Origin of the sequence: Streptomyces durmitorensis (assembly GCF_023498005.1) — a bacterium.
In the GTDB taxonomy this organism is placed as follows: Bacteria; Actinomycetota; Actinomycetes; order Streptomycetales; family Streptomycetaceae; genus Streptomyces; species Streptomyces durmitorensis.
Map to the genome: position 1 here is coordinate 8,735,584 of NZ_CP097289.1, position 25,049 is coordinate 8,760,632.

Sequence of the window (25,049 nt, forward strand, 5' to 3'; positions counted from 1 at the left end):
TGGTCCTGAATCAGCTCGAAGCAACTCGCTCTGAGGAGAGAAGCGATGACCCGAACCCTGGTCGAGGACGTGTGGCCGCTGTCGCCACTGCAGGAAGGGCTGCTCTTCCACGCCGCCTTCGACAGTGAGGGTCCCGACGTCTACCAAGGGCAGCGGCTGCTCGAACTGACCGGCCCACTGGACGCGGACCGGCTGCGGGCGTCGTGGCAGGCGCTCCTGGCCCGGCACGCGGCGCTGCGGGCGAGCTTCCGCAGGCGCAAGTCGGGCGAGGCGGTGCAGGTCATCGCGCGGGACGTGGAGCTGCCGTGGCGTGCGGCCGATCTCTCCGGGCTCGCGGAAGCGGACGCGCGGGCCGAGGCCGACCGGCTCGCGGCCCGGGAGCGGGCCGAGCGCTTCGACCTCGCGACCGCGCCGCTGCTGCGGCTCCTGCTGGTCCGGATCGATGCCGAGCGGCACCGCCTGGTGGTCACCAGCCATCACGTCCTGATGGACGGCTGGTCCATGCCGGTGCTGCTCGACGAACTCTCGGCGACCTATGCGGCGGGCGGCGCCACCGCCGGGCTCCCGCCGGTGACGTCGTACCGCGCGTACCTGGCCTGGCTCGGCCGCCAGGACAAGGACGCGGCACGGGCCGCCTGGCAGGCGGAACTGGCGGGGGCGGACGAGCCGACCCTGGTGGCGCCCGCTGACGCGGGCCGCTCGCCCATGCCCCCGGAAAGCCTGATCAACGAGATTCCCGAGGAGCTGACCGAAGGCCTGGTGCGGTTCGCCCGTGGCCGGGGGCTGACGGTCAACACGGTGGTACAGGGCGCCTGGGCGCTGGTCCTCGCGCGGCTCGCCGGGCGTACGGACGTGGTGTTCGGTGCCACCGTGGCGGGACGGCCCATGGAGCTGCCGGGCGTGGAGTCGATGGTCGGCCTGTTCATCAACACACTGCCGGTGCGCGTGCGGCTCGACGCCGAGCAGCCGGTGGCGCGCATGCTGACCGAACTCCAGGAGCGCCAATCCTCCCTGATGGCCCATCAGCACCTGGGGCTCCCCGAGGTGCAGGGGCTCGCCGACTCCGGCGGCGCCGTCTTCGACACGCTCGTGGTGTACGAGAACTATCCGAGCCCGCCCGCCGCACCCCCGTCGCAGGACACCTTCACCGTGCGTGTCGCCGCCGGTCAGGAGACCGCGCACTATCCGTTCACGCTCGTGGTGGCGCCCGTCGGCGATCGCATGCTCTGCAAGCTCGACTACCGGCCCGACCTGTTCGACCGCGAGAGCGCCGAGTCGGTGTTTGCGTGCTTGGTGCGGGTCATCGAGCAACTGGTGGCGGACCCTTCGGTTCTCGTGGGACGGGTCGGGGTGCTCGCGGCGCCCGAGCGCGGCCTGGTCGTGGAGGGATGGGGCGGCACGGCGGGCGAGGCGCCGGGCGGTCTGGTGCCTGAGCTGATCGCCGGGCGCGTGGAGGTGTCGCCGGACGCGGTGGCCGTCGAGGGCGAACGGACGCTGACGTACGGGGAGTTGTGGACGGAGTCCGGCCGCTGGGCGCGGCACTTGGCGGACATCGGGGTGCGGCGCGGTGACCGCGTCGCCGTCGTGATGGAGCGGTCGGCGGGCCTGCTGCCGCTGCTGCTCGGAGTGTGGCGGGCGGGCGCCGCCTATGTGCCGGTCGACGCGGGCTCTCCGCCGGCCCGCGTGGGCTTCGTCCTCGCGGACGCGGCCCCCGTCGTCGTGCTGTGCACGGAGAAGACGCGGGCCGCAGTGCCGGAAGGTGCCGAGCCGCTCGTGATCGACGACCCGCGCGTGCGCGGGGCCGTGCGCGCCGCACGCAGCGCCGACGATTCTCCTGTGCTCGTGGGCGCGGACGACGTGGCCTACGTGATGTACACCTCGGGCTCCACCGGCACCCCGAAGGGCGTGGCGGTGTCGCACGGCAGTGTCGTGGCGCTCGTGGGGGAGCGGGGCTGGTCGGTCGGCCCGGACGACGCGGTGCTCATGCACGCCCCGCACGCCTTCGACGTATCTCTGTACGAGATGTGGGTGCCGCTGGCCGCCGGTGGCCGGGTGGTCGTCGCCGGGCCGGGAGCGGTGGACGCCGAGCAGGTGCGGGAGCACGTGGCCCGCGGGGTCACCTCGGTGCATCTGACCGCCGGTTCGTTCCGGGTCCTCGCAGGGGAGTCGCCCGAGTGCTTCGCCGGACTGCGCGAGGTCCTCACGGGCGGTGACGTGGTCCCGGTCGGCGCGGTGGCGCGGGTGCGCGAGGCCTGCCCCGACGTGGTCGTACGCCACCTGTACGGGCCGACCGAAGTGACCCTGTGCGCGACCTGGCGGGTCTGGGGGCCGCGTGACGCGGTCGGGTCGGTGCTGCCCATCGGGCGCCCCCTGGGCAATCGGCGGGTGTTCGTCCTGGACGCGTTCCTCCAGCCGGTGCCGTCGGGCGTGACCGGGGAGCTGTATGTGGCGGGCGACGGCCTGGCGCAGGGGTACTGGGGCCGGGCGGAGCTGACGGCGGAACGCTTCGTGGCCTGCCCGTTCGTGCCCGGCGGGCGCATGTACCGCACCGGGGACCTGGTGCGCTGGTCCGACACCGGGGAGCTGCTCTTCGTCGGCCGCGCCGACGCGCAGGTCAAGGTGCGCGGCTTCCGGGTGGAGCTCGGCGAGGTGGAGTCGGCGCTCGCCGCGCATCCGGCGGTGGCGCAGGCGGTCGTGGTCGCCCGCGAGGACGGTCCGGGCGAACGCCGCCTGGTCGGCTACGTCGTCCCCGAGACCCCGGAGGGCTTCGACCCCGCGCTGGTCCGCGCGTACGCGGCCAGGACGCTGCCCGACTACATGGTCCCGGCCGTCGTACTTCCCCTGAACGAACTGCCCGTCACCCGCAACGGCAAGGTCGACCACAAGGCCCTGCCCGCACCGGACTTCGCGGCGAGGGCGACTGAGCGGGCGCCGCGCACGGAGACCGAGTCGGCCCTGTGCGGCCTGTTCGCCCAGGTGCTCGGCCTGGAGCGGGTCGGCGTCGAGGACAGCTTCTTCGAGCTCGGCGGCGACTCGATCATGTCGATGCAACTGGTCGCGCGAGCGCGCCGTGCCGGACTGGTGCTGACGCCCCGGCAGGTCTTCGACGAGAAGACCCCGGAGCGGCTCGCCCGCGTCGCGGAGGCGGCCGACGGCACACGTGGTGCGGGCACGGACCGGGACGCGGGTGTGGGCGATGTGCCCTGGACCCCCGTGATGCGGGAGCTGGGCGAAGGCGCTCTGCGCGGCACGTTCGCGCAGTGGATGATCGTCGGCGCACCGGCGGGGCTGGGCCGGGATGCGCTGGTGGGCGGTGTGGGCGCGGTTCTCGACGCGCACGACATGCTGCGGGCGCGTGTGGTGGCCGGCACCGAAGGGCCCAAGTTGTCGGTCGGGCCGCGGGGTTCGGTGGCTGCCGATGGCCTGGTCGTCCGTGTCGGTGCCGAGGACGCGTCGGCCGACTCGCTGGATGGCATGGCGGCGACGGCGGCACGGGAGGGGGCGGACCGGCTTGACCCCGCAGCGGGCGTGATGGTCCAGGCTGTGTGGGTGGACGCCGGGCCGGGGCGGGTGGGGCGACTGGCCCTCGTGGTGCATCACCTGGTCGTGGACGGAGTCTCGTGGCGGGTCCTGCTGCCGGACCTGCGGGATGCCTGCGAGGCGATCGCGGCCGGTCGGGAGCCGCGGCTCGACCCGGTGGCGACACCGTTCAAGAAGTGGGCCGAGGCCCTGGTCGAGGAGGCGAGCGGCGAGCGCCGTACGGCCGAACTCACGCGGTGGAGCGAGCTGCTCGGACAGAAGGAACCGCTGTTCGGGCAAAGGGAGTTGGCGCCAGAACTGGACACCGCCGCGACCATGCGCCGCCGGTCATGGACGGTGACGGCGGAGGACGCCGCCACCTTGGTGGGCAGTACGCCGACGGCCTTTCACTGCGGTGTGCACGAGGTGCTCCTCGCGTCCCTGGCCGGAGCGGTCGCCCACTGGCGGCGGGAGGGCACCCCAGGGGTGCTGGTGGACGTGGAGGGCCACGGCCGTCAGCAAATCTCGGGCGCGGACCTGTCCCGCACGGTCGGCTGGTTCACCAGCGTCCACCCCGTCAGGCTGGATGTCGGCGCCGTAGACGTGAACGAGGTGGTGGCCGGTGGACCGGCGGCCGGAGCACTGCTGAAGACGGTCAAGGAGCAGGCGCGGGCGATACCGGGCGACGGCCTTGGCTTCGGTCTTCTACGTCATCTCAATCCCGCCACCGCACCGACCCTGGCGGCCCTGCCGCGCCCGCAGATCGGCTTCAACTACCTGGGCCGGTTCGCGGCGGACGCGGCCCAGGGCGTGGCGACCCCCTGGCAGCTGTCAGGGAGCGAGGCGATCGGCGGCTCGATCGACCCGGACACACCGGCTCTGCACACCCTCGAAGCGAGCGCCGCCGTGCAGGACACCCCACAAGGGCCTGAGCTGACCCTCACCTTGAGCTGGCCCTCCGGGCTTCTCGACGACGCCGAGGCGGCAGGGATCGGCCGTGCCTGGGAGCAGGTGCTCGGCGGTCTGGCCGCTCACAGCACCGACCCCGCCGCAGGCGGACACACACCGTCCGACTTCCCTCTCCTCGACCTCACCCAGCAGACCGTCACGGAACTGGAGTCATCCGGGCCGGAGTTGGCGGACGTATGGCCGCTTTCGCCGTTGCAGGAAGGGATGCTGTTCCACGCCACGTTCGACGAGGAAGGGCCGGACGTCTACCAGAGCCAGCGCCTGATGGCGCTGGACGGGCCGCTCGACGTGGACAGGCTGCGTGCCGCATGGGAGGCGCTCATCGCCCGGCACGCGGCGCTGCGGGCGAGCTTCCACCGGCCCGAGTCGGGCGAGGCGGTACAGGTCGTCGCACGGCAGGTGGAACTCCCTTGGCGCGAGGCCGACTTGGCGGACCTGGCTGAAGCCGACGCGCAGGCCGAGGCCGAGCGACTGGCCGAGCACGAGATGGCGGAGCGCTTCGACCTGACGCGGGCGCCCCTGCTGCGCCTGCTGCTCGTCCGCTTCGGCGAGAACCGCCACTGCCTCGCCGTCACCAGCCACCACATCCTGGTGGACGGCTGGTCCATGCCGGTCATCCTCAACGAGGTGTCCGCGCTGTACGCGGCGAGCGGTGAGGGGGTGCGTGGTGACGCGGCGAGTGGTGAGGGGGTGCACGGCCACGCGGCGCACCTGAAGCCGACCGCCTCCTATCGCGACTACCTGGCCTGGCTGGAGCGGCAGGACAAGGAGGCCGCACGGGCCGCCTGGCAGACGGAACTGACCGGCGCCGACGAACCGACGCTGGTGGCTCCGGCGGATCCGGGCCGGCCGCCGGTGATGCCGGAAGTCAGCTCGGCGGAACTCTCCCGGGAGACGACCCGGGCGCTGACCGAACTGGCCCGCACCCACGGCCTGACGGTGAACACGGTGGTGCAGGGCGCCTGGGCGCTGGTCCTCGCGCGGCTCGCCGGGCGCACGGATGTCGTGTTCGGCGGCACCGTGGCCGGGCGGCCCCCTGAGCTGCCCGACGCGGAGTCGATGATCGGCCTCTTCATCAACACGCTGCCCGTGCGCGTGCGGCTGGATCCAGGACAGCCGGTCCTGAAGATGCTCGCCGAACTCCAGGAACACCAGTCGGCTCTCATCGCCCACCAGCACCTGGGCCTGTCGGAGATCCAGCAACTCGCCGGTCCTGGCGCGGCCTTCGACACCATGCTGATGTTCGAGAACTACCCCCGTGACTCGTCCACCCTGCCCGGACCGGCGGACGGCGAGGTCACGATCACGCAGCTGAACACCCTGGCGGGGACGCACTATCCGCTGGCCGTGGGAGTCATCCCCGCCGACCAGCTGCGGGTCCTTGTGACGTACCGGCCCGATCTCATCGAGCGGAAGAGTTCCCTCAGGACGGCACGTCAGGTCGTACGAGTCCTTGAGCGACTGGTGGCGGACCCCTCGGTGTCGGTGGCCTGGGTGGACGCGCTCGACCCCGTGGACCGCGCAGCGGTCGTGGAGGAGTGGAACGCCACAGACGCGCGGGCCCCTGGCGGGACCGTGCCTGAACTGATCGCTGGATGGGCGGAGTCAGTGCCGGACGCGGTGGCAGTCGAGGGTGAACGGGCGCTGTCGTACGGGGAGTTGTGGGCGGAGTCGGGCCGCTGGGCCCAGTACCTGGCGGCGGTGGGCGTGGGGCGAGGTGCTCGTGTCGCGGTGGTGATGGAGCGGTCGACGGACCTGGTGGCGTTGCTCCTGGGGATCTGGCGGGCGGGTGCCGCCTATGTGCCGGTGGATGTGGGCTGGCCGCAGGAGCGGGTCGCGTTCGTCGTGGCGGACGCGGCTCCGGCGGCGGTGGTGTGCACATCGGAGAGCCGAAGTGCGGTGCCGGACGGAGCTGCCGCTCACGTCGTGGTCCTTGACGACCCGCGGACGCGGGCGGCGCTGGAGGCATGCGGGACCGACCGGCCGGTCGTTGCGGTGGCGGTGCATGATGTGGCGTACGTGATGTACACGTCGGGTTCGACGGGTGTGCCCAAGGGTGTGGCGGTGCCGCACGGAAGTGTCGCGGCGCTGGTGGGGGAGCGGGACTGGGGCGTCGGCCCGGCGGACGCGGTCCTGATGCACGCCCCGCACGCCTTCGACGTGTCGCTGTACGAGATGTGGGTGCCGCTGGCCGCCGGTGGCCGCGTGGTCATCGCCGAAAGCGGCCTGGTGGACGCCCAGGGAATGCGTGAGCACGTGCAGCGCGGCGTGACGTCCGTCCATGCCACGGCCGGTCAGTTCCGGGCCCTGACGGAGGAGACACCCGAGTGCTTCTCCGGGTTGCGTGAGGTGCTGACCGGCGGGGACGTCGTCCCGGCGGGGTCGGTCGCCCGGCTGCGGGAGGCCTGCCCGGACGTCACCGTGCGCCACATGTACGGGCCGACCGAGGTGACCCTGTGTGCGACCTGGCACGTACTGAACCCGGGTGAGGGGATGGGTTCCGTGCTGCCGATCGGGCGTCCGTTGCCGCACCGGCAGGCTTTCGTCCTGGACGCGTTCCTCAAGCCCTTGCCACCGGGCGTGACCGGCGAACTGTACGTCGCGGGCGCGGGGTTGGCGCAGGGCTACTGGAACAGCCCCGGCGCGACGGCGGACCGATTCGTGGCCTGCCCATACGCACCCGGCGAGCGGATGTACCGTACCGGCGACCTGGTGCGCTGGACCGAGGACGGGGAGCTGCTCTTCGTCGGCCGTGCGGACGCCCAGGTCAAGATCCGTGGCTTCCGCGTCGAGCTGGGCGAGGTGGAGGCCGCCCTGGCCGCCCACCCCTCCGTGGCTCAAGCGGTCGTCGTCGCCCGCGAGGACCGGGAGGCGGAACGCCGTCTCGTCGGCTATGTGGTCCCGGACGGTACGCCGCCCGACCCAGAGCTGATCCGCGCCTACGTGGCCAGGACCCTGCCCGACTACATGGTCCCCACCGCCGTACTCACCCTGGACACCCTCCCGGTGACCCGCAATGGCAAGGTCGACCGCGACGCGCTGCCCGCCCCCGACTTCGCGGGGAGGGCCACCGAGCGGGCGCCGCGCACGGCGGCCGAGGCGGTCCTGTGCGCGCTGATCGCCGAGTTGCTGGGCCTGGAACGTGTCGGGCCCGACGACAGCTTCTTCGAGCTGGGCGGCGACTCGATCATGTCGATGCAGTTGGTCGCCCGTGCCCGCCGCGCGAACCTGCTCCTCAAGGCGCAGGACGTCTTCGAGCACGAGACACCCGCGGGCCTCGCGGCCGTGGCCCGGCACGTGGGCGCGGAGACGGGCACGGCGGAATCGGGCATCGGTGAAGTGCCCCCGACGCCCGTGATGCGGGCGCTCGGCGAGCGAGGCCTGCGCGGCAGGTTTGCCCAGTGGACGATCGTCGGCGCCCCGGCAGATCTCGGCCGGGACGTGCTGGTGGGCGGTGTGGCCGCCGTTCTCGACGCGCACGACATGCTGCGGGCTCGCGCCACGACCGGAGAGGGCGCAGGGGACGGGCTCAAGCTGTCCGTGGGGCAGCGCGGTTCGGTCGATGCGGCGGCCTTGGTCACGCGCGTCGACGCGACGCATGCGCCGGCCGACTCGCTTGACGCCCTGGCGGACGAGGCGGCCCGGGAGGCCACCGAGCGTCTGAATCCCTCGGCGGGTGTGGTGCTCCAGGCCGTGTGGGTGGATGCCGGGCCGGAGCGGACCGGCCGAGTGGCTCTCGTCGTCCATCACTTGGTGGTCGACGGGCTGTCGTGGCGCATCCTCGTCCCGGATCTGCGGGCCGCCTGCGAGGCGTTGGCCGCCGGGCGAGAGCCGGAGCTGGACCCCGTGGGCACGTCGTTCAAGCAGTGGACGGACACCTTGGTGCAGCAGGCCACCAGCGGCAGCAGGACCGCCGAGCTCCCGGCCTGGACCGAGCTCCTCGGCTCACCCGAACCCCCGCTCGGCCGAAGGGAATTGGACCCGGTGCTGGATACCGCGGCCACCATGTGCCGCCGCTCCTGGACCGTGCCGACGCACCTGGCGGCCACGCTGGCGGGCCGGACGCCGACGCTCTTCCACTGCGGCGTGCACGAGGTGCTCCTGTCTACGCTCGCGGGTGCGGTCGCGCACCGGCGACGGGGCGAGGGCGGGCAGCACGTACTGCTGGACATGGAAGGACACGGCAGGGAGCCGCTCGCGGACGCCGAACTCTCGCGCACGGTCGGGTGGTTCACCACCACGCACCCGGTTCGTCTGGACGTCGCCGGGATCGACCTGGGCGACGCACGAACCGGCGGTCCTGCGGCCGGGGTGCTGCTGAAGACGGTCAAGGAGCAGGCGCGGGCGGTACCGGGCGACGGGCTCGGCTTCGGTCTCCTGAGTCAGCTCAATCCCGACACCGCACCGGCCATGGCGGCTTTGCCGACCCCGCAGATCGGCTTCAACTACCTGGGCCGTTTCGCGGCGGAGACGACGGACGGCACGGTCACCCCCTGGCAGCTCGCCGGTGGCGAGGCGATCGGCGGCTCGGTCGACCCCGACATGCCCGCCCTGCACGCCCTGGAGGCGGGCGCCGCGGTGCGGGACACCCCCGAAGGGCCGGAGCTGACCGTCACGCTCACGTGGTCCACCGGAATCCTGGACGAGGCCGACGCGGAGCACCTCGCCCGGACCTGGCTCGACCTGCTCGCCGGTCTGGCCACCCACACCACCGGGTTCACCGCCACCGGCTCCACCACCGGCCCCACCCCCGGCTCCACCGTGGGCGGGCACACCCCCTCCGACTTCCCTCTCCTGGACCTCACGCAGCACGAAGTCGACGAACTCGAAGCAGCCGTGCCCGAGTTGGCGGACGTATGGCCGCTCTCGCCGTTGCAGGACGGGCTGCTGTTCCACGCGGGGTTCGACGAGCAGGGGCCGGACCTCTACGAAGGGCTGCGCGTGCTCGACCTGGACGGGCCACTGGACGTGGACCGGCTGCGGGCTTCGTGGGCGGCGATCCTCGCCCGGCACCCGATCCTGCGGGCGAGCTTCCACCGGCGTGCGTCGGGTCAGGCGGTGCAGGTCATCGCGCGGGAGGTGGAACTGCCCTGGCGCGGGGTCGACTTGTCGATGCTCGCGACGGCCGAGGCGCGCGCCGAGCTGGACCGCGTCGTCGAGGACGAGCGTGCCCGCCGTCTCGACGTGACGGCGGCCCCGCTGCTGCGCCTGCTCCTGATCCGGCTCGACGAGAACCGGCATGTCCAGGTGGTCATCAACCACCACATCGTCACGGACGGCTGGTCGCTGCCCGTCCTCATTACCGAGATGTCCGCGATCTACGCGGCAGGCGGCGACGGGCGCGCCCTGCCCGCCGCGACCTCGTACCGGGAGTACCTGGCCTGGCTGGAGGGCCAGGACAAGGAGGCGGCGCGCGAGGCCTGGCGCGGGGAGTTGGCGGGCACGGACGAGCCCACGCTGACGGTGCCCGACGACCCGTCCGCCGCGCCCGCCGTTCCCGAACGCGTGCCCTTCGAGTTCGGTGAGGAACTCACCCGGAGCGTCGTCGACTTGGCGCGCGGGCACGGCCTCACGGTCAACACGGTGGTGCAGGGCGCCTGGGCGTTGCTCCTCGCCCGGATCGTCGGGCGCACGGATGTGGTGTTCGGCGCGACGGCGGCCGGCCGACCTGCCGAGCTGCCGCGCGTGGAGTCGATGGTCGGCCTGTTCATCAACACCCTGCCCGTACGGGTCGATCTGCGGGCCGAGCAGTCGGTCGCCGCGATGCTGACCGGCCTCCAGGAGCGGCAGGTCGCGCTCATGTCCCACCAGCACATCGGTCTCTCGGAGATCCGCGGGCTCGCGGGTCCCGGCGCCGCCTTCGACACGCTCGTCGTGTACGAGAACTACCCGCGCCCGCCCCTCAGGGAGCCCTCGCCCGACACCCTGTCCATCCGCCCCGGCGGCACACCACAGGACACGGGCCACTACCCGCTGACGCTGATCGCGGTGCCCGGCGAGCGCCTGCACGGCGAGTTCATCTACCGCCCCGGCGTGTTCCACCGTGCGTGGGCCGAGGAGATGGTGGCGTCGCTGGGCTGTGTGCTCGAAGGGATGGCCGCCGATCCGTCGGCGCCCGTGGCACGGGTGGGCGCACTGGGCGGGGCGCGGCGCGAGCGCGTCGTGGGCGAGTGGAACCGCACGCGGGTGTCGGTGGCCGCCGAGACGTTGCCCGAACTGCTGCGGCGGCAGGTGGAGCTGTCGCGGGACGCCGTCGCTTTGGTGGCGGGCGAGCGGACGCTGTCGTACGCGGAGTTGGAGGCCGAGGCCGGACGCTGGGCGCGCTGCCTGATCGCGGCCGGGGTCGGTCCTGAGCAACGGGTGGCCGTCCTCGCGCCGGGATCCGCGGCGGCCGTGATCGCCGTCCTCGCGGTGTCCATGGCGGGCGGGGTCTTCGTGCCGGTCGACCCGGGACACCCGCCGGAGCGGGTGGCGTTCGTGCTCGCGGACGCGGACCCGGCCGTCGTGCTCTGCACACAAGAGACGCGGGCCGTGGTGCCGGAGGGGCCGGAGGGGTTCGCGGGCCGTCTCATCGTCCTCGACGATCCGGACGTCTCCGCCGAGGTCGCAGGGAAGGCGGCGGGACCCATCGGTCACGCCGAGCGGACCGGTCCGCTCAGCGCGGACAACGCGGCGTACGTGATCTACACATCGGGGTCGACCGGAACGCCGAAGGGCGTGGTCGTACCGCACGCGGGGCTCGGCAATCTGGCGCGGGCGCAGATCGAGCGGTTCGCGGTGGGGCCGGACGCGCGGGTGCTCCAGTTCGCCTCGCTGAGTTTCGACGCGGCGGTCTCCGAACTGTGCATGGCCTTGCTCTCGGGAGGCGCGCTCGTGCTGCCGGGCGCGGACGCACTGCCGCCGCAGGCGCCGCTCGGGCAGGCGGTCCGCGCTTGGGGCGCGACCCACGTCACGGTGCCGCCGAGCGTGCTCGCGGTGGAGGAGGAACTGCCCGCGGAACTAAGGACGTTGGTGGTGGCCGGAGAGACGTGTCCCCCGGCGCTCGTGGACCGGTGGTCCGCGGGGCGGCGGATGGTGAACGCGTACGGACCCACCGAGCTGACAGTGTGCGCGGCCATGAGCGAGCCCCTGTCGGCGGATGCGGGGACACGTGATGAGGCCGGCGGGCCGACAGGCCGGGACGCGGTGCCGATCGGGCGCCCGATGGCCAACGTCAAGGTGTTCGTCCTCGACCGCTTCCTCCAGCCCGTCCCGCCGGGAACGCCGGGCGAGCTGTACGTCGCGGGCGCGGGAGTGGCCCGCGGATACTGGGCGCGGCCCGGTCTGACCGCCGAGCGGTTCGTGGCGTGCCCGTACGCGCCCGGCGAGCGGATGTACCGCACCGGTGACCTGGTGCGCTGGACCGACGACGGGGAACTCGTCTTCATCGGCCGCGCGGACGCGCAGGTGAAGGTGCGGGGCCACCGGATCGAACCGGGCGAGGTCGAAGCGGTACTCGGCGCGCATCCCGGGGTCGCCCAGGTGGTGGTCGTGGCGCGCGACGACCGGCGGGCAGGCGAGCATCAGCTCGTCGCGTACGTCGTCGCCGAGCCGTCGGAGGCCTGGCGCACCGATGAACTCCTCACCGCTTTGCGCGACGTGGCGGCAGAGCGGCTGCCCGCCTCCATGGTCCCTTCGGCGTTCGTCCCGCTGGACCGGCTGCCTCTCACCGCGAACGGGAAGGTGGACCGGCGTGCCCTGCCGGCCCCCGACTTCGCGGGGAAGGTCTCGGGACGGGAGCCGCGCACGGAGACCGAGGCGCTGCTGTGCGCCCTGTTCGCCGAGGTGCTCGGCCTGGAACGGGTCGGCGTCACGGACAGCTTCTTCGAGCTGGGCGGCGACTCGATCTCCTCGATGCAACTGGCGTCCCGCACGCGTCGCGCCGGACTCGTGGTGACGCCCCGGCAGATCTTCGAGGAGAAGACCCCCGAGCGCCTCGCGACGGTGGCGGAGGCGGCCGACGGCGCAGGGCAGAGTGCCGTCGAGGACATCGGAGTGGGCGAGGTGCCCTGGACCCCGGTGATGCGCGAGCTCGGCGAGCCCGCGCGCCGCCCGAGGTTCGCGCAGTGGGCCGTCGTCGGCGCTCCGGCCGGCCTCGGACGTGACGTACTCCTGGCCGGTGTGGCCGCCGTCCTCGACACCCACGACATGCTGCGCGCACGCGTGGCCACGGCGGACGACGGAAGCAGCGGCACCGAGCCGCGCCTGGTCGTCGGCGAACGAGGATCCGTTGACCCCGCGAACCGGGTCACCCGGGTGGCCGCCGAGGACACGGCGGCCGAAGCGCTGGACGAGACCGCGGAACGCGCGGCGAAGGAGGCCGCCGGGCGTCTCGACCCGTCGACGGGCGCGATGTTCCAGGTCGTCTGGGTGGACGCGGGCCCGGCGCGGGTCGGCCGACTGGTCCTGATGGTCCACCACCTCGCCGTGGACGGAATGTCCTGGCGGATCCTGCTGCCCGACCTGGCCCTCGCCTGCGAGGCCGCGGCGGCGGGGCAGGAACCCGTGCTCGACCCCGTGGGGACGTCGTTCAGGCGCTGGGCGAACCTCCTGTCCGCACAGGCGAACGGGCCGGACCGGGCGGCGGAGCTCGACGCGTGGACGGCCCTGCTCGACGGCACGGAACCGCTCATCGGCAGGCGTGCGCTCGACCCGGCGGCCGACACCGCCGAGACCACACACCGCGCGTCCTGGCAGGTACCACGGGAGGAAGCGGACACGCTGGCGGGCCGGACGCCCGCGCTGTTCCACTGCGGGGTCCACGAGGTGCTCCTGTCGACGCTCGCGGGCGCCGTCACGCGCTGGCGAGGCGAGATCACGTACGGGCGAGGCGAGGGCGGACACGTACTGCTCGATGTGGAGGGCCACGGCCGTGAACCGGTCGAGGGCGCCGAACTCTCGCGCACGATCGGCTGGTTCACCAGCACCCACCCCCTCCGCCTCGACGTCGCCGACGTGGACCTGACCGAAGCGGCGGACGGCGGTCCGGCGGCCGGGACACTCCTGAAGGCGGTCAAGGAACAGGCGCGGGCGGTCCCGGGCGACGGCCTTGGATACGGCCTGCTGCGCCACCTGAACCCTGAGACGGGCCAGGCCCTCGCGGCACTGCCCGGCCCGCAGATCGGCTTCAACTACCTGGGCCGCTTCACGGCGGGTGCCCCAACCGACGGCGCCCCGACCGACGGCGCCCCGACCGACAGCGGCACGGTCGCCGCCTGGCAGATGGCCGGAAACGCGGCGATCGGCGGCTCGGCCGACCCGGACATGCCGTCCATGCACGCCCTGGAAGCGGGCGCGGCCATCGTGGACACTGCTGACGGGCCCGAGCTGACCATCTCGCTCAGCTGGGCGGGCCAGGTGGTCGACAGTGCCGCGGCGGAACGCATCGGCCGGCTCTGGCTGGACATGCTCGGCGGCCTCGCCGCCCACACCACCGATCCCACGGCCGGTGGACACACCCCTTCCGACTTCCCCCTCCTCGGCCTCGCGCAGAGCCAGATCGAGGAGCTCGAAGCCGGATTCAACCCGCTCTGAAGCCCTGAGACTCCGAGGCTCCGAGGAGAGAAGTGATGACCCGATCCACAGTCGAGGACGTGTGGCCGCTGTCGCCGCTGCAGGAAGGACTGCTCTTCCACGCCGCCTTCGACGACCAGGGTCCGGACGTGTACACCGTGCAGTCCGCGCTCGACATCGAAGGCCCCGTGGCCGCGGACCGGTTACGGGCGTCGTGGGAGGCGCTCCTCGCCCGGCACGCCGCACTGCGCGCCTGCTTCCGGCAGGTGAGCGGGGCGCAGATGGTGCAGGTCATCGCGCGGGACGTGGTGCTGCCCTGGCGTACGGAGGACGTGTCGGACCTGGCCGAGCCCGAGACGCCCGCCGCGCTGGAACGTCTGGCGCAGAGCGAGCGTGCGGAGCCCTTCGACCTGGCGGCGCCGCCCCTGCTGCGCCTGCTCCTGATCCGCGTCGGCGAGCAACGGCACCGCCTGGTCGTCACCAGCCACCACATCCTCATGGACGGCTGGTCGGCCCCGATCCTCATCGGCGAACTCTCCGAGATCTACGCGGCGGGGGGTGACGCCTCCGGCCTTGGACGCACGACCTCCTACGGCGCGTACCTGAAGTGGCTCGGCCGTCAGGACAGGGAGGCCGCAGAGGCCGCCTGGCAGACGGAGCTCGCGGGCACGGACGAGCCGACGCTGGTGGCACCGGCCGTCCCTGACCGGCTCCCGGTCTTCCCCGAGAACGTGAGCGGAGACCTTCCGGAAGATGCCACGCGCCGTGTGGTGGAACTGGCCCGCGCCAACGGCCTCACCGTGAACACCGTGGTGCAGGGTGCCTGGGCGCTGGTCCTGGCGCGGCTCGCCGGGCGCACGGACGTCGTGTTCGGCGCGACGGTCGCGGGGCGGCCACCCGAGCTGCCGGGCGTGGAATCGATGGTGGGACTCCTCATCAACACGCTGCCGGTCCGGGTTCAACTGAACGGTGCACAGTCGGTGTTGGACATGTTCCGCGCCTTGCAGGAGCGCCAGTCGGCACTGATGGCCCATCAGCACCTGGGCCTCCCGCAGATCCAGAAGGCCGCGGGCCCGGGAGCGGGCTTCGACACGCTCCTGGTGTACGAGAGCTTCCCTCAACCACCCGCCGACTCCGCGCCGCCGGACCGCGAGAGCCTGTCGCTCAGGCCGGCGGGGTTCACCCGAGAGGCGGCGCACTATCCGCTGACGCTGGTGGTCGGCCCCGGCGAACGCATGCACCTGAAGCTCGAGTACCGGCCTGACCTGTTCGCGCGCGGTGTCGTCGCATCGGCGCTCGACGCGCTCGTGGGCGTGCTGGAACAGGTGGTCGCCGAGCCCGCGGTGACGGTGGGACGCGTCGGGGCGATGGCCGCGGCCGAACGAGGGACGGCTGGTGCGCCGCCGCGCGAGGTGGTGCCCGAGCTGATCGCGGGGCGAGTGGTGTCGACGCCGGGTGCGGTGGCCGTCGAGGGTGAACGGGCGCTGTCGTACGGGGAGTTGTGGGCGGAGTCGGGCCGCTGGTCCCAGTACCTGGCGGCGGTGGGAGTGCGGCGTGGTGACCGTGTCGCGGTGGTGATGGAGCGGTCGCCGGACCTGGTGGCGTTGCTCCTGGGGATTTGGCGGGCGGGTGCCGCCTATGTGCCGGTGGATGTGGGCTGGCCGCAGGAGCGGGTGGCGTTCGTCGTGGCGGACGCGGCTCCGGTGGTGGTGGTGTGCACGTCGGAGAGCCGGGGCGCGGTGCCGGAGCGAACTGCCGCGCGCCTGCTGGTTCTTGACGACCCGCAGACGCGGGCGGCGCTGGAGGCATGCGGAGCCGACCGGCCGGTCGTGCCCGTGGCGGCGCATGACGTGGCGTACGTGATGTACACGTCGGGTTCGACGGGCGTGCCCAAGGGCGTGGCCGTGCCGCACGGCAGCGTCGCGGCGCTGGTGGGGGAGCTGGACTGGGGCGTCGGCCCGGCGGACGCGGTCCTGATGCACGCCCCGCACGCCTTCGACGCGTCGCTGTTCGAGGTGTGGGTCCCGTTGGCCGCGGGTGGCCGGGTGGTGATCGCCGAGCCCGGAGTGGTGGATGCCCAGCAGGTGCGTGAGCACGTGAAGGCAGGTGTGACGGCGCTGCATCTGACCGCCGGTTCGTTCCGGGTCCTCGCCGACGAGTCGCCCGACTGCTTCGCGGGACTGCGCGAAGTGCTGACCGGAGGGGATGCCGTCCCCGCTGGAGCGGTGGCCCGAGTGCGCGAGACCTGCCCGGACGTGGCGGTCCGCCACTTGTACGGGCCGACGGAGACGACGCTCTGCGCGACCTGGCACGTACTGGAGCCGGGCGACGGGATGGGTTCCGTGCTGCCGATCGGGCGTCCGTTGCCGCACCGGCAGGTTTTCGTCCTGGACGCGTTCCTCAAGCCTTTGCCGCCGGGTGTGACCGGCGAACTGTACGTCGCGGGCGCGGGGTTGGCGCACGGCTACTGGAACAGCCCCGGTCCGACGGCGGACCGGTTCGTGGCCTGCCCGTACGCGCCCGGCGAGCGGATGTACCGCACCGGCGATCTGGTGCGCTGGACCGAGGACGGAGAGCTGCTCTTCGTCGGCCGCGCGGACGCCCAGGTCAAGATCCGTGGCTTCCGCGTGGAGCTGGGCGAGGTGGAGGCCGCCCTGGCCGCCCACCCCTCCGTGGCTCAAGCGGTCGTCATCGCCCGCGACGACGGCCCTGGCGAGCGCCGCCTCGTCGGCTACGTCGTCCCCGAGGGGGCAGACCCCATCGACCCCCAGCTCGTCCGCGCGGACGTGGCCAGGACCCTGCCCGACTACATGGTCCCGGCCGCCGTACTGGCCCTGGGCGCCCTGCCCGTGACCCGCAACGGCAAGGTTGACCGCAAGGCCCTGCCCGCCCCCGACTTCGCCGAACGCGTCTCCGGACGCAAGCCCCAGACCGCGGCCGAGGAGACGCTGTGCCGTCTGTTCGCCGAGGTGCTCGACCTGGAGCGCGTCGGGCCCGACGACAGCTTCTTCGACCTGGGCGGCGACTCGGGGCTCGCGATGCGCCTGGCGGGACGGATCCGCGAGGAGTTCGACGCCGAGCTCGGCATCCGGCAGTTCTTCGGCTCGCCGACACCGGTCGGAGTGGCCCGGCTGCTCGCCACGAAGGCGCGGCCCGTGCTGCAACCGGCCGGGCACCGCGATGAAGTCCCGTTCACAGCAGGGCAGTTCCGCACTTGGCTGATGTCCCGGCTCGACGACGAGGCGGGATGCGACCGCATCCCGGTGGCGCTGCGGCTCAGCGGCGATCTCGACCAGGAGGCGCTGCGGGCCGCCCTCGGCGATGTCTCCGCCCGGCACGAGATCCTGCGCACTACGTTCGACGGAGCGCGGGGCGGCGCCATGCGCCAGCGCGTCCTGGACGCCGCCGCGTCCCGCCCTGAGCCGGCCGTGGTGCGGACGACCGAGGCGGAGCTGCCCGGCCTGCTGGCCGGCCTGCTGGCCGGTCGCACCAGGCACGCGTTCGACCTCGACAGTCAGACGCCGTGGACGCAGGCGCTCCTCCGTCTCTCGGACACCGAGCACGTGCTGCTTCTGGTCGTCCACCGGATTGCCGCCGATGAAGCCTCGCTGGACGTCCTGGTCCGGGACCTGGCGACCGCGTACGGCGCGCGCCGCGAGGGCCGGGTGCCCGAACGGGCCCCGCTGCCCCTCCAGTTCGCCGACTACGCCCTCTGGGAACAGACACTGCTCCGGGGCGAGCAGGAACCCGAGAGTCTGGTCAACGACCAACTCGCCTACTGGCAGGACGCCTTGGCGGGCATCGAGGCCGAGATCGAGCTGCCCGCGGACCGGCCGAGGCCGGCCGTCGCCTCGCACCGGGCCGCGACCGTCCCGCTGCGTCTCGACGCGGAGGCACACGGCCGCCTCGCCGACCTGGCCGACCTGGCCGAGGGCGACGGAACGACGCCGTTCATGGTGGTGCAGGCGGCCCTGGTGATCCTGCTCGCCCGGCTCGGCGCGGGCACCGACGTCACCATCGGCACGCGCATCCCTCGCCGGGACGAGTCCGGCCTCGAAACGCTGGTGGGCCCCTTCGCCGGGGCGCTCGCGCTGCGTACGGACGCGTCCGGCGACCCCACGTTCAGCGAGCTGCTCGGCCGGGTCCTCGCGGCGAACCAGGAGGCGCGCGAGCACCGGGACGTGCCGTTCGAACGCCTGGTGGACGCCCTGGAGTTGCCGCCCTCGCTCGCACGCCACCCGGTCTTCCAGGTCCTCCTGGAGGTCGACGACAGGGTGGACGAGCCGTGGGACCCCTGGGAGCTGCCCGGCCTGCGCACCACCCGCATGGACCTCGGCGCCGAAGCCACCGAGCTGGACCTGTCGTTCAGCCTGACCGAACGGTACGAACCCGACGGCGACCTGGGCGGCATCGACGGTCAACTCCGTTACGCGGCCGAGCTGTTCGACCGGTCGACGGCGGAGGCGCTCGCGCAGCGGTTCGTCCGCGTCCTGGAGCAGGTGACGGCGGATCCGGAGCTGCGCCTGAGCGATGTCGACGTGCTGCTCGACGCCGACGAGGCCCATCGGCTCGTGGCGAGCGGGAACGACACGGAGGCGGCGCATCCCGCGCGCACCGTGGTGGAACTCCTTGCCGAGCAGGCGGCACGTACGCCGGACGCGGTCGCCGTGACGGATCTCCACGGCACCCTGACGTACGAGCTGACGTACGAGGCGTTGGACGCCGCTGCGGAGCGGCTCGCCCGCCAGCTGGTGGAGCACGGGGCGGGCCCGGGGAGCGTCGTCGCCGTGGCGCAGCCGACCGGCAAGGCCCTGGTCGTCGCGCTGCTCGGGGTGCTGAAATCCGGTGCGGCCTGCTGGGTCGCCGAAGATCCCGCGCGGCCTCTGGAGGGCGTCGACCTCGGGTCCTGCCAGATCCTGGTCTGCTCCGATGAGACCGTCGCGTCGGTGCCCGACGGTGCCGGGATTCCGGTCGTGGTGCTCGACGGCCTTGCGCCGGACGAGACGAACAGGGCGTCGGCGAAGGCCGGTTCACCACACCCAGCCCTCCCGGGGCACCCGGCGCTCGTCCTCGCGGGCGCCGTCATGGAACACCGCACGCTCACCTCCCACACGACGTACCGCATGCATGCCTCCCCGGCTCTGGGCGCGGCTCCGTTGCTGGATGCCAGGGCCCCGTTCGCGGCGCTCCTGACGCCGCTGCTCGCGGCGCTCTGCGCGGGAGGGAGCGTGCGGCTCGGCACACCCGGTCAGGACCTGGCGGCGGGGGAGAGCGGGACGCTGGTGGTCACCACGCCGGAGCTCCTTGAGTCGGCATCCGATGCCCTGGTCGTGGACGTGACGGGCGAGCCGCAGGCCGTGGACCAGGTGCACGCATGGCAAGAGCGCCACCCCTCGATCCCGCTGGTGAGTGGCTACGGATCGCCGGAGACGGGCGGAGCCTGGCTGGAGCACCGGACGGACTCCGACGCTGCCGAGGCGTGGGAACCCAGGACCGGCGGCCCGGTCCTGAACACCCGCGGCCTCGTGCTCGACGAACGCCTGCGCCCGGTGCCGCCGGGTGTTCCCGGCGACCTGTATGTCGCGGGCGCCACGCTGGCACGCGGCTACGCGGGCGGCCCGGGGCGCACGGGTGAACGGTTCGTCGCGTGCCCCTTCGGCCCTGCGGGTGAGCGCATGTTCCGTACCGGTGAACGGGCGAAGCGGACCGGCGCCGGCCTGATCGCCGTACAGCCCGAGGACCAGCGACGGAGCCGGGACACCGGAACAGGGCGGCGGTTGGGCAGGAACCGCGGTGACCTGGGAGTGCTGCTGCCCCTGCGGCCGGAAGGCACCCGCCCCCCGCTGTTCTGCGTGCACACCGGCATGGGCCTGAGCTGGACGTACGCCGCTCTCCTGCCGCACCTCCCGCAGGACCTCCCGGTGTACGGCGTGCAGGCGCGCGGGATCGCGCGGGCCGGGCAACTGCCGGGCAGCATCGAGGAGATGGCGGCGGACTACGCGGACGAGATCCGCACGGTCCAGCCCGTCGGCCCCTATCAGCTCCTGGGCTGGTCCGTCGGCGGAACCATCGCTCAAGCCGTCGCAGCCCGCCTGGAAGAACTGGGCGAAGAGGTCTCGCTCCTGGCGCTGCTCGACGCCTATCCCGGCAGCGGCGCCGCCCCGAAGTCGCGGTTCCGCGGCGAGGAGGGACAGGCGACGGACGGCTACAGCGTGCTGCAGCAAGGGCAGCAGGGAGAGCAAGGGCAGCTGGGGCAGGGCGCCGACGTGGCCGCCCTCTACCGCTCGTCGGGCATGAGCGAGCAGGCCCTGTCGAACCTGGAGACGGTCGTGCGCAACATGTCGGGATTCGCGCCGGACCACACGCCCCGCCCCACCCGCGGCGACCTGCTGCTCTTCGTGGCGGCCGCCGACGGGACCGCGGAACGGCCCGAGCCGGACGCCACCGCGCGCTGGCAGCCCTTCATCGGCGGCGCCATCGAAGCGCACGAAGTACCCGTCGGCCATTACGACATGCTCAAGGCCGAGGCCTTGACGCGCATCGCGCCCGTCGTCGCGCGGAAACTCGGCGCCACGACGGGAAAGGCGAAGGAAAAGAATCCGGAACAGCGGACAGCAACCGAAAAGGACTGAACGATGACCAATCCGTTCGACAACGAAGACGGCACTTTCCTGGTCCTCGTCAACGACGAGGGACAGCACTCCCTGTGGCCCGCTTTCGCCGAGATACCTGAGGGCTGGACCACCGCGCACGGCGAGGGAACCCGGCAGGAATGCCTCGCGTACATCGAGGAGAACTGGACGGACATGCGCCCCAAGAGCCTCGTCGCCGACATGAGCAGGAACGAGACGGCGGTGCCCTAGGTGGACACCGAAGCACTGGTGACGGTGGCGATCGGTGATGTGGCCGTCATCGTCATCGTCTCCCGTCTCCTCGGCGCGCTGGCCCGCCGCTGCGGACAGCCCGTGGTCATCGGCCAGATCGTCGCCGGTATCGCCCTTGGCCCGACGCTCCTGGGCCGGCTGCCGGGAGATCCGACCTCGCGGCTCTTCCCACCGGAGGTGCTGCCGTTCCTGACGGTGCTCTCGCAGATCGCCATCGTGATCTTCATGTTCGTCGTGGGGTACGAGATGGACGGGCGGCAGCTGCGCCAGGGAGGCAGAGCGGCGGCCACCGTGGCGCTGTGCGCGTTCCTGGTTCCCGCAGGCCTGGGTGTGGGCGCTGTGGGGGTGTTCCACGGGGCGTTCGACGCGGTCCAGCCGGGGCACGCGGACGGCAGGGCGTTCTGGCTGTTCATGGCCGTGGCCGTCTCCGTCACCGCGCTGCCCGTGCTCGCGGCCATCGTCCGTGAGCGAGGGCTCGCGGGCAGCCCCGAGGGCACGGTGGCCACCACCGCCGCCGGGCTCATGGACGTCGTGGCCTGGCTGGTCCTCGCCGCCGCTCTCGCCGGCACCGGGCACGCCACCGGGCGGTCGTGGCAGCTGACGCTGCTCCTGATCTCCCTGTTCGTGGCGGCCATGTTCCTGGTGGTGCGTCCGGTGCTCGGACGGTGGCTCCGGCGGTCCAGGGTGGCGCTTGCCAACCAGCTCACGATCGCGCTCGGTCTCGCCCTGGGCAGCGCCTGGGTGACCGCCGAGCTCGGACTGCACCCCGTGTTCGGCGGTCTGCTCGCCGGCCTCACGATGCCCCGCAGGGACGGGGTGCCCGACGCCGATGTGCTGCGGCCGATGGAGCAGACGTCCGATCTGCTCCTCCCGCTGTTCTTCGTGACGACGGGCCTGTCCTTCAACATCGGCTCGCTGGACGGCGACGGCGGTCTCCTGCTCCTGTTGATCCTCGCCATCGCCATCCTGGGCAAGCTGGGACCGGCGTACGCGGCTTCGCGGATCAGCGGCATGGACACGCACCGGTCGGTGACCGTCGCCGTGCTGGTGAACACCCGCGGGCTCACGGAACTGATCGTCCTGAACGTCGCGTTGGACGCCGGGATCATCGGACCCGCGCTTTTCACCGTTCTCGTACTCATGGCCTTGGTCACGACCTTCATGACGGGTCCTTTGTTGTCCCTGACGGCGCGCAGGAACAAGCGGGAAACTCCGCACGATCCGAAGAAGAAGGTCGTTCCCGCGCTGGCGGATGGACAACCTTGACGCCCGGGCAGGGCGATTTCAGACTCAATTGAGCAATGGGGCTCCCTGGGCGGGTACCGCGCTTTACGCAATGCGGCAGCCAGGCCGGGAGAATAGGGGAGGAGGGATGACCTTGCCGGATTCCGAGGAATTCGACGTGGTGGTGGTCGGCGGAGGTCCCGCAGGATCGACACTGGCCGCTCTGGTGGCCATGCAGGGCAGGCGGGTGCTTGTCCTGGAGAAGGAGTTCTTCCCGCGCCACCAGATCGGCGAATCGCTGCTGCCGTCCACCGTGCACGGCGTGTGCAGGCTGACCGGTGTCGCAGACGAACTGGCCAAGGCGGGCTTCCCGCGCAAGCGCGGCGGCACCTTCCGGTGGGGGGCCAACCCGGACCCCTGGACCTTCTCCTTCTCCGTCTCCCCGCGCATGAGCGGGCCGACGTCGTTCGCCTACCAGGTGGAGCGGTCCAAGTTCGACGACATCCTGCTCAAGCACGCCCGCAAGGTGGGCGCCGAGGTGCGCGAAGGGTGCGCGGTGCTCGACGTCGTCGCCGACGACGAGCGGGTCCGGGGCGTCACGTACACCGACGCCGACGGCAAGGAGCGCCGGGCGCTCGCCACGTTCGTCGTGGACGCCTCGGGCAACATGAGCCGCCTGCACCAGCGGGTGGGAGGCAAGCGCGAGTATTCGGAGTTCTTCCGCAGCCTCGCCCTGTTCGGCTACTTCGAAGGCGGCAAGCGGCTGCCGGAACCCAACTCGGGCAACATCCTGTCGGTCGCGTTCCCGAGCGGCTGGTTCTGGTACATCCCGCTGAGCGACACCCTGACGAGCGTCGGCGCCGTGGTGCGGCGCGAGATGGCCGAGAAGATCCAGGGCGACCGCGAGAAGGCGCTCATGGCACTCGTCGACGAGTGCCCCCTGATCGGCGAGTACCTGGCGAACGCCAAGCGGGTCACCACAGGCCAGTACGGACAACTGCGCGTCCGCAAGGACTACTCGTACCACCAGACGACCTTCTCCCGCCCCGGCCTCGTCCTCATCGGCGACGCGGCGTGCTTCGTCGACCCGGTGTTCTCGTCGGGCGTCCACCTGGCGACCTACAGCGCGCTGCTCGCGGCACGCTCCATCAACAGCGTCCTGTCCGAACGCGTCGACGAGGAACGGGCGTTGAAGGAGTTCGAGGCCCGCTACCGCCGCGAGTACGGCGTCTTCTACGAATTCCTCCTGTCCTTCTACGAGATGCACCACGACGAGGACTCCTACTTCTGGCAGGCCAAGAAGGTCACCCGGACCGAGCGGCCCGAACTCCAGTCGTTCGTCGAGCTCATCGGCGGCGTCTCCTCCGGCGAACGCGTCCTGACGGACGCCGAGATCCTCGCCAAACGCTTCTCGTCGGGCTCGGCGGAGTTCGCCGCCGCGGTCGACGAACTGGCCGGCAGCGACGACGGAAGCATGGTGCCGCTGTTCAAGTCCTCGGTGGTGCGCGAAGTCATGCAGGAGGGCGGCCAGGTCCAGATGCGCGCCCTGCTCGGGGAGGACGCCGAAGCCGAATCCCCCTTGTTCAGCGGGGGTCTTGTGCCGTCGCAGGACGGCATGTTCTGGCAGTCGCCCGTCTCCGCCCCGAGCCCGGCCGAGTAGAAGGAGGTCCGCGCATGGCGCGGCCGTCAGACCTCTCCATGCACAACCGCAGGGACCGCCTCGACCCGCTGCCCGAGCTCAGCGAACTCAGCGAGCGGGCGCCGCTGTCCCAGGTCGAACTCGGCGAGGGACCAGGCTCGTCGACGGGCTGGCTCGTGACGGGCCACGACGAGGTGCGCGCGGTCCTCGGCGACGCGGAGCGGTTCAGCACGGCCCCGCCCGCGGGCGGCACCCGGCCGGTCCAGGCGGGCAACCTCATCCAGTACGATCCGCCCGACCACTCCCGGCTCCGGCTGCTGCTGACACCCGAGTTCACGGTCCGCCGGATGCGCGGCCTCGAGCCCGCCGTCGAAGCGGTCGTCGCGGACTGCCTGGACTCCCTGGAGAAGGCGGGGCAGCCCGCCGACTTCATGCGGCACGTCGCCTGGCCCGTGCCCGGCCTCGTCATGTGCGAGCTGTTCGGCGTGGCGCGCGACGACCGGGCGGAGCTGGCGCGGCTGCTCAAGGTCAGCAGGCCCGCCTTCCGCGGCCGGCAGCTCCAGATGACCGCGGGCGCCGCCTATCTCGCGTACGTCGACCAGCTCGTGGCCAGGAACCGGCGCGCACCGGGCGACGACCTGCTCGGCAGGCTGGTGCGCGCGCACGGCGACGACATCGATGACGACGAACTGGTCGGCCTCACCGCGTTCGTGATGGGCTCCGGCGTGGAGAACATGGCGAGCATGCTGGGCCTCGGCATCCTGGCCCTTCTCGAGAACCCGGACCAGCTCAACCTGCTCAGGCAGTGCCCGCACCTGATCGACCAGGCGGTGGAGGAGTTCATCCGCTACCTGTCGATCATCCCGACGGCATCGCCGAGGACCGCCCGCGAGGACGTGCGCCTCGCGGGCGAGGTGATCAAGGCAGGGGACCAGGTGGCCTGTTCACTGCTGGCCGCCAACCGCGTCCGGCCGCCCGGCGCGCCGCCGGACGTCCTCGACATCACCCGTGAGGCCACCGCCCATGTGGGGCTCGGCCACGGCATCCACTACTGCATCGGGGCTTCCCTGGTGCGGATGGAGCTCAGGAGCGCCTACCTGGCGGTGCTGCGCCGCTTTCCCGAGCTGCGCTCCGCCGTGCCACCGGAGGAGATCCGCTTCCGGACACAGGCGCCGTACGGCGTGGAGACGCTGCCGGTCACCTGGTAGGGAGCGATGGGCAAGGGGCCGATGGGCAGGGGCCGATGGGCACGCGAACGATGG

The 25,049-nt window shown here is 72.4% G+C and carries 6 protein-coding genes; all 6 read left to right on the forward strand.

From position 1 onward, the window contains the following. Positions 1–45: 45 nt before the first annotated feature. Positions 46–14,061: a non-ribosomal peptide synthetase gene (locus M4V62_RS39050; RefSeq protein WP_249591924.1), complete on the forward strand. Its 14,016-nt coding sequence runs from the start codon at positions 46–48 to the stop codon at positions 14,059–14,061. 35 nt (positions 14,062–14,096) lie between these two features. Beyond that, positions 14,097–20,672 carry an amino acid adenylation domain-containing protein gene (locus M4V62_RS39055; protein ID WP_249591925.1) on the forward strand — a complete coding sequence of 2,192 codons (6,576 nt, stop codon included), beginning with the start codon at positions 14,097–14,099 and terminating at the stop codon, positions 20,670–20,672. Between the two features lie 3 nt (positions 20,673–20,675). Then, entirely contained in the window at positions 20,676–20,903 is a 228-nt protein-coding gene (locus M4V62_RS39060; protein ID WP_249591926.1) for an MbtH family protein, read from the forward strand. Continuing rightward, on the forward strand, positions 20,904–22,190 hold the full coding sequence (locus M4V62_RS39065) for a cation:proton antiporter (protein WP_249591927.1): 1,287 nt from the start codon (positions 20,904–20,906) through the stop codon (positions 22,188–22,190). Positions 22,191–22,296: 106 nt separating this feature from the next. Further along, positions 22,297–23,808, forward strand: a complete 1,512-nt coding sequence (locus M4V62_RS39070; RefSeq protein WP_249591928.1) for a tryptophan 7-halogenase — start codon at positions 22,297–22,299, stop codon at positions 23,806–23,808. 14 nt (positions 23,809–23,822) lie between these two features. Then, entirely contained in the window at positions 23,823–24,995 is a 1,173-nt protein-coding gene (locus tag M4V62_RS39075) for a cytochrome P450 (RefSeq protein ID WP_249591929.1), read from the forward strand. The last annotated feature ends 54 nt before the right edge of the window (positions 24,996–25,049 follow it).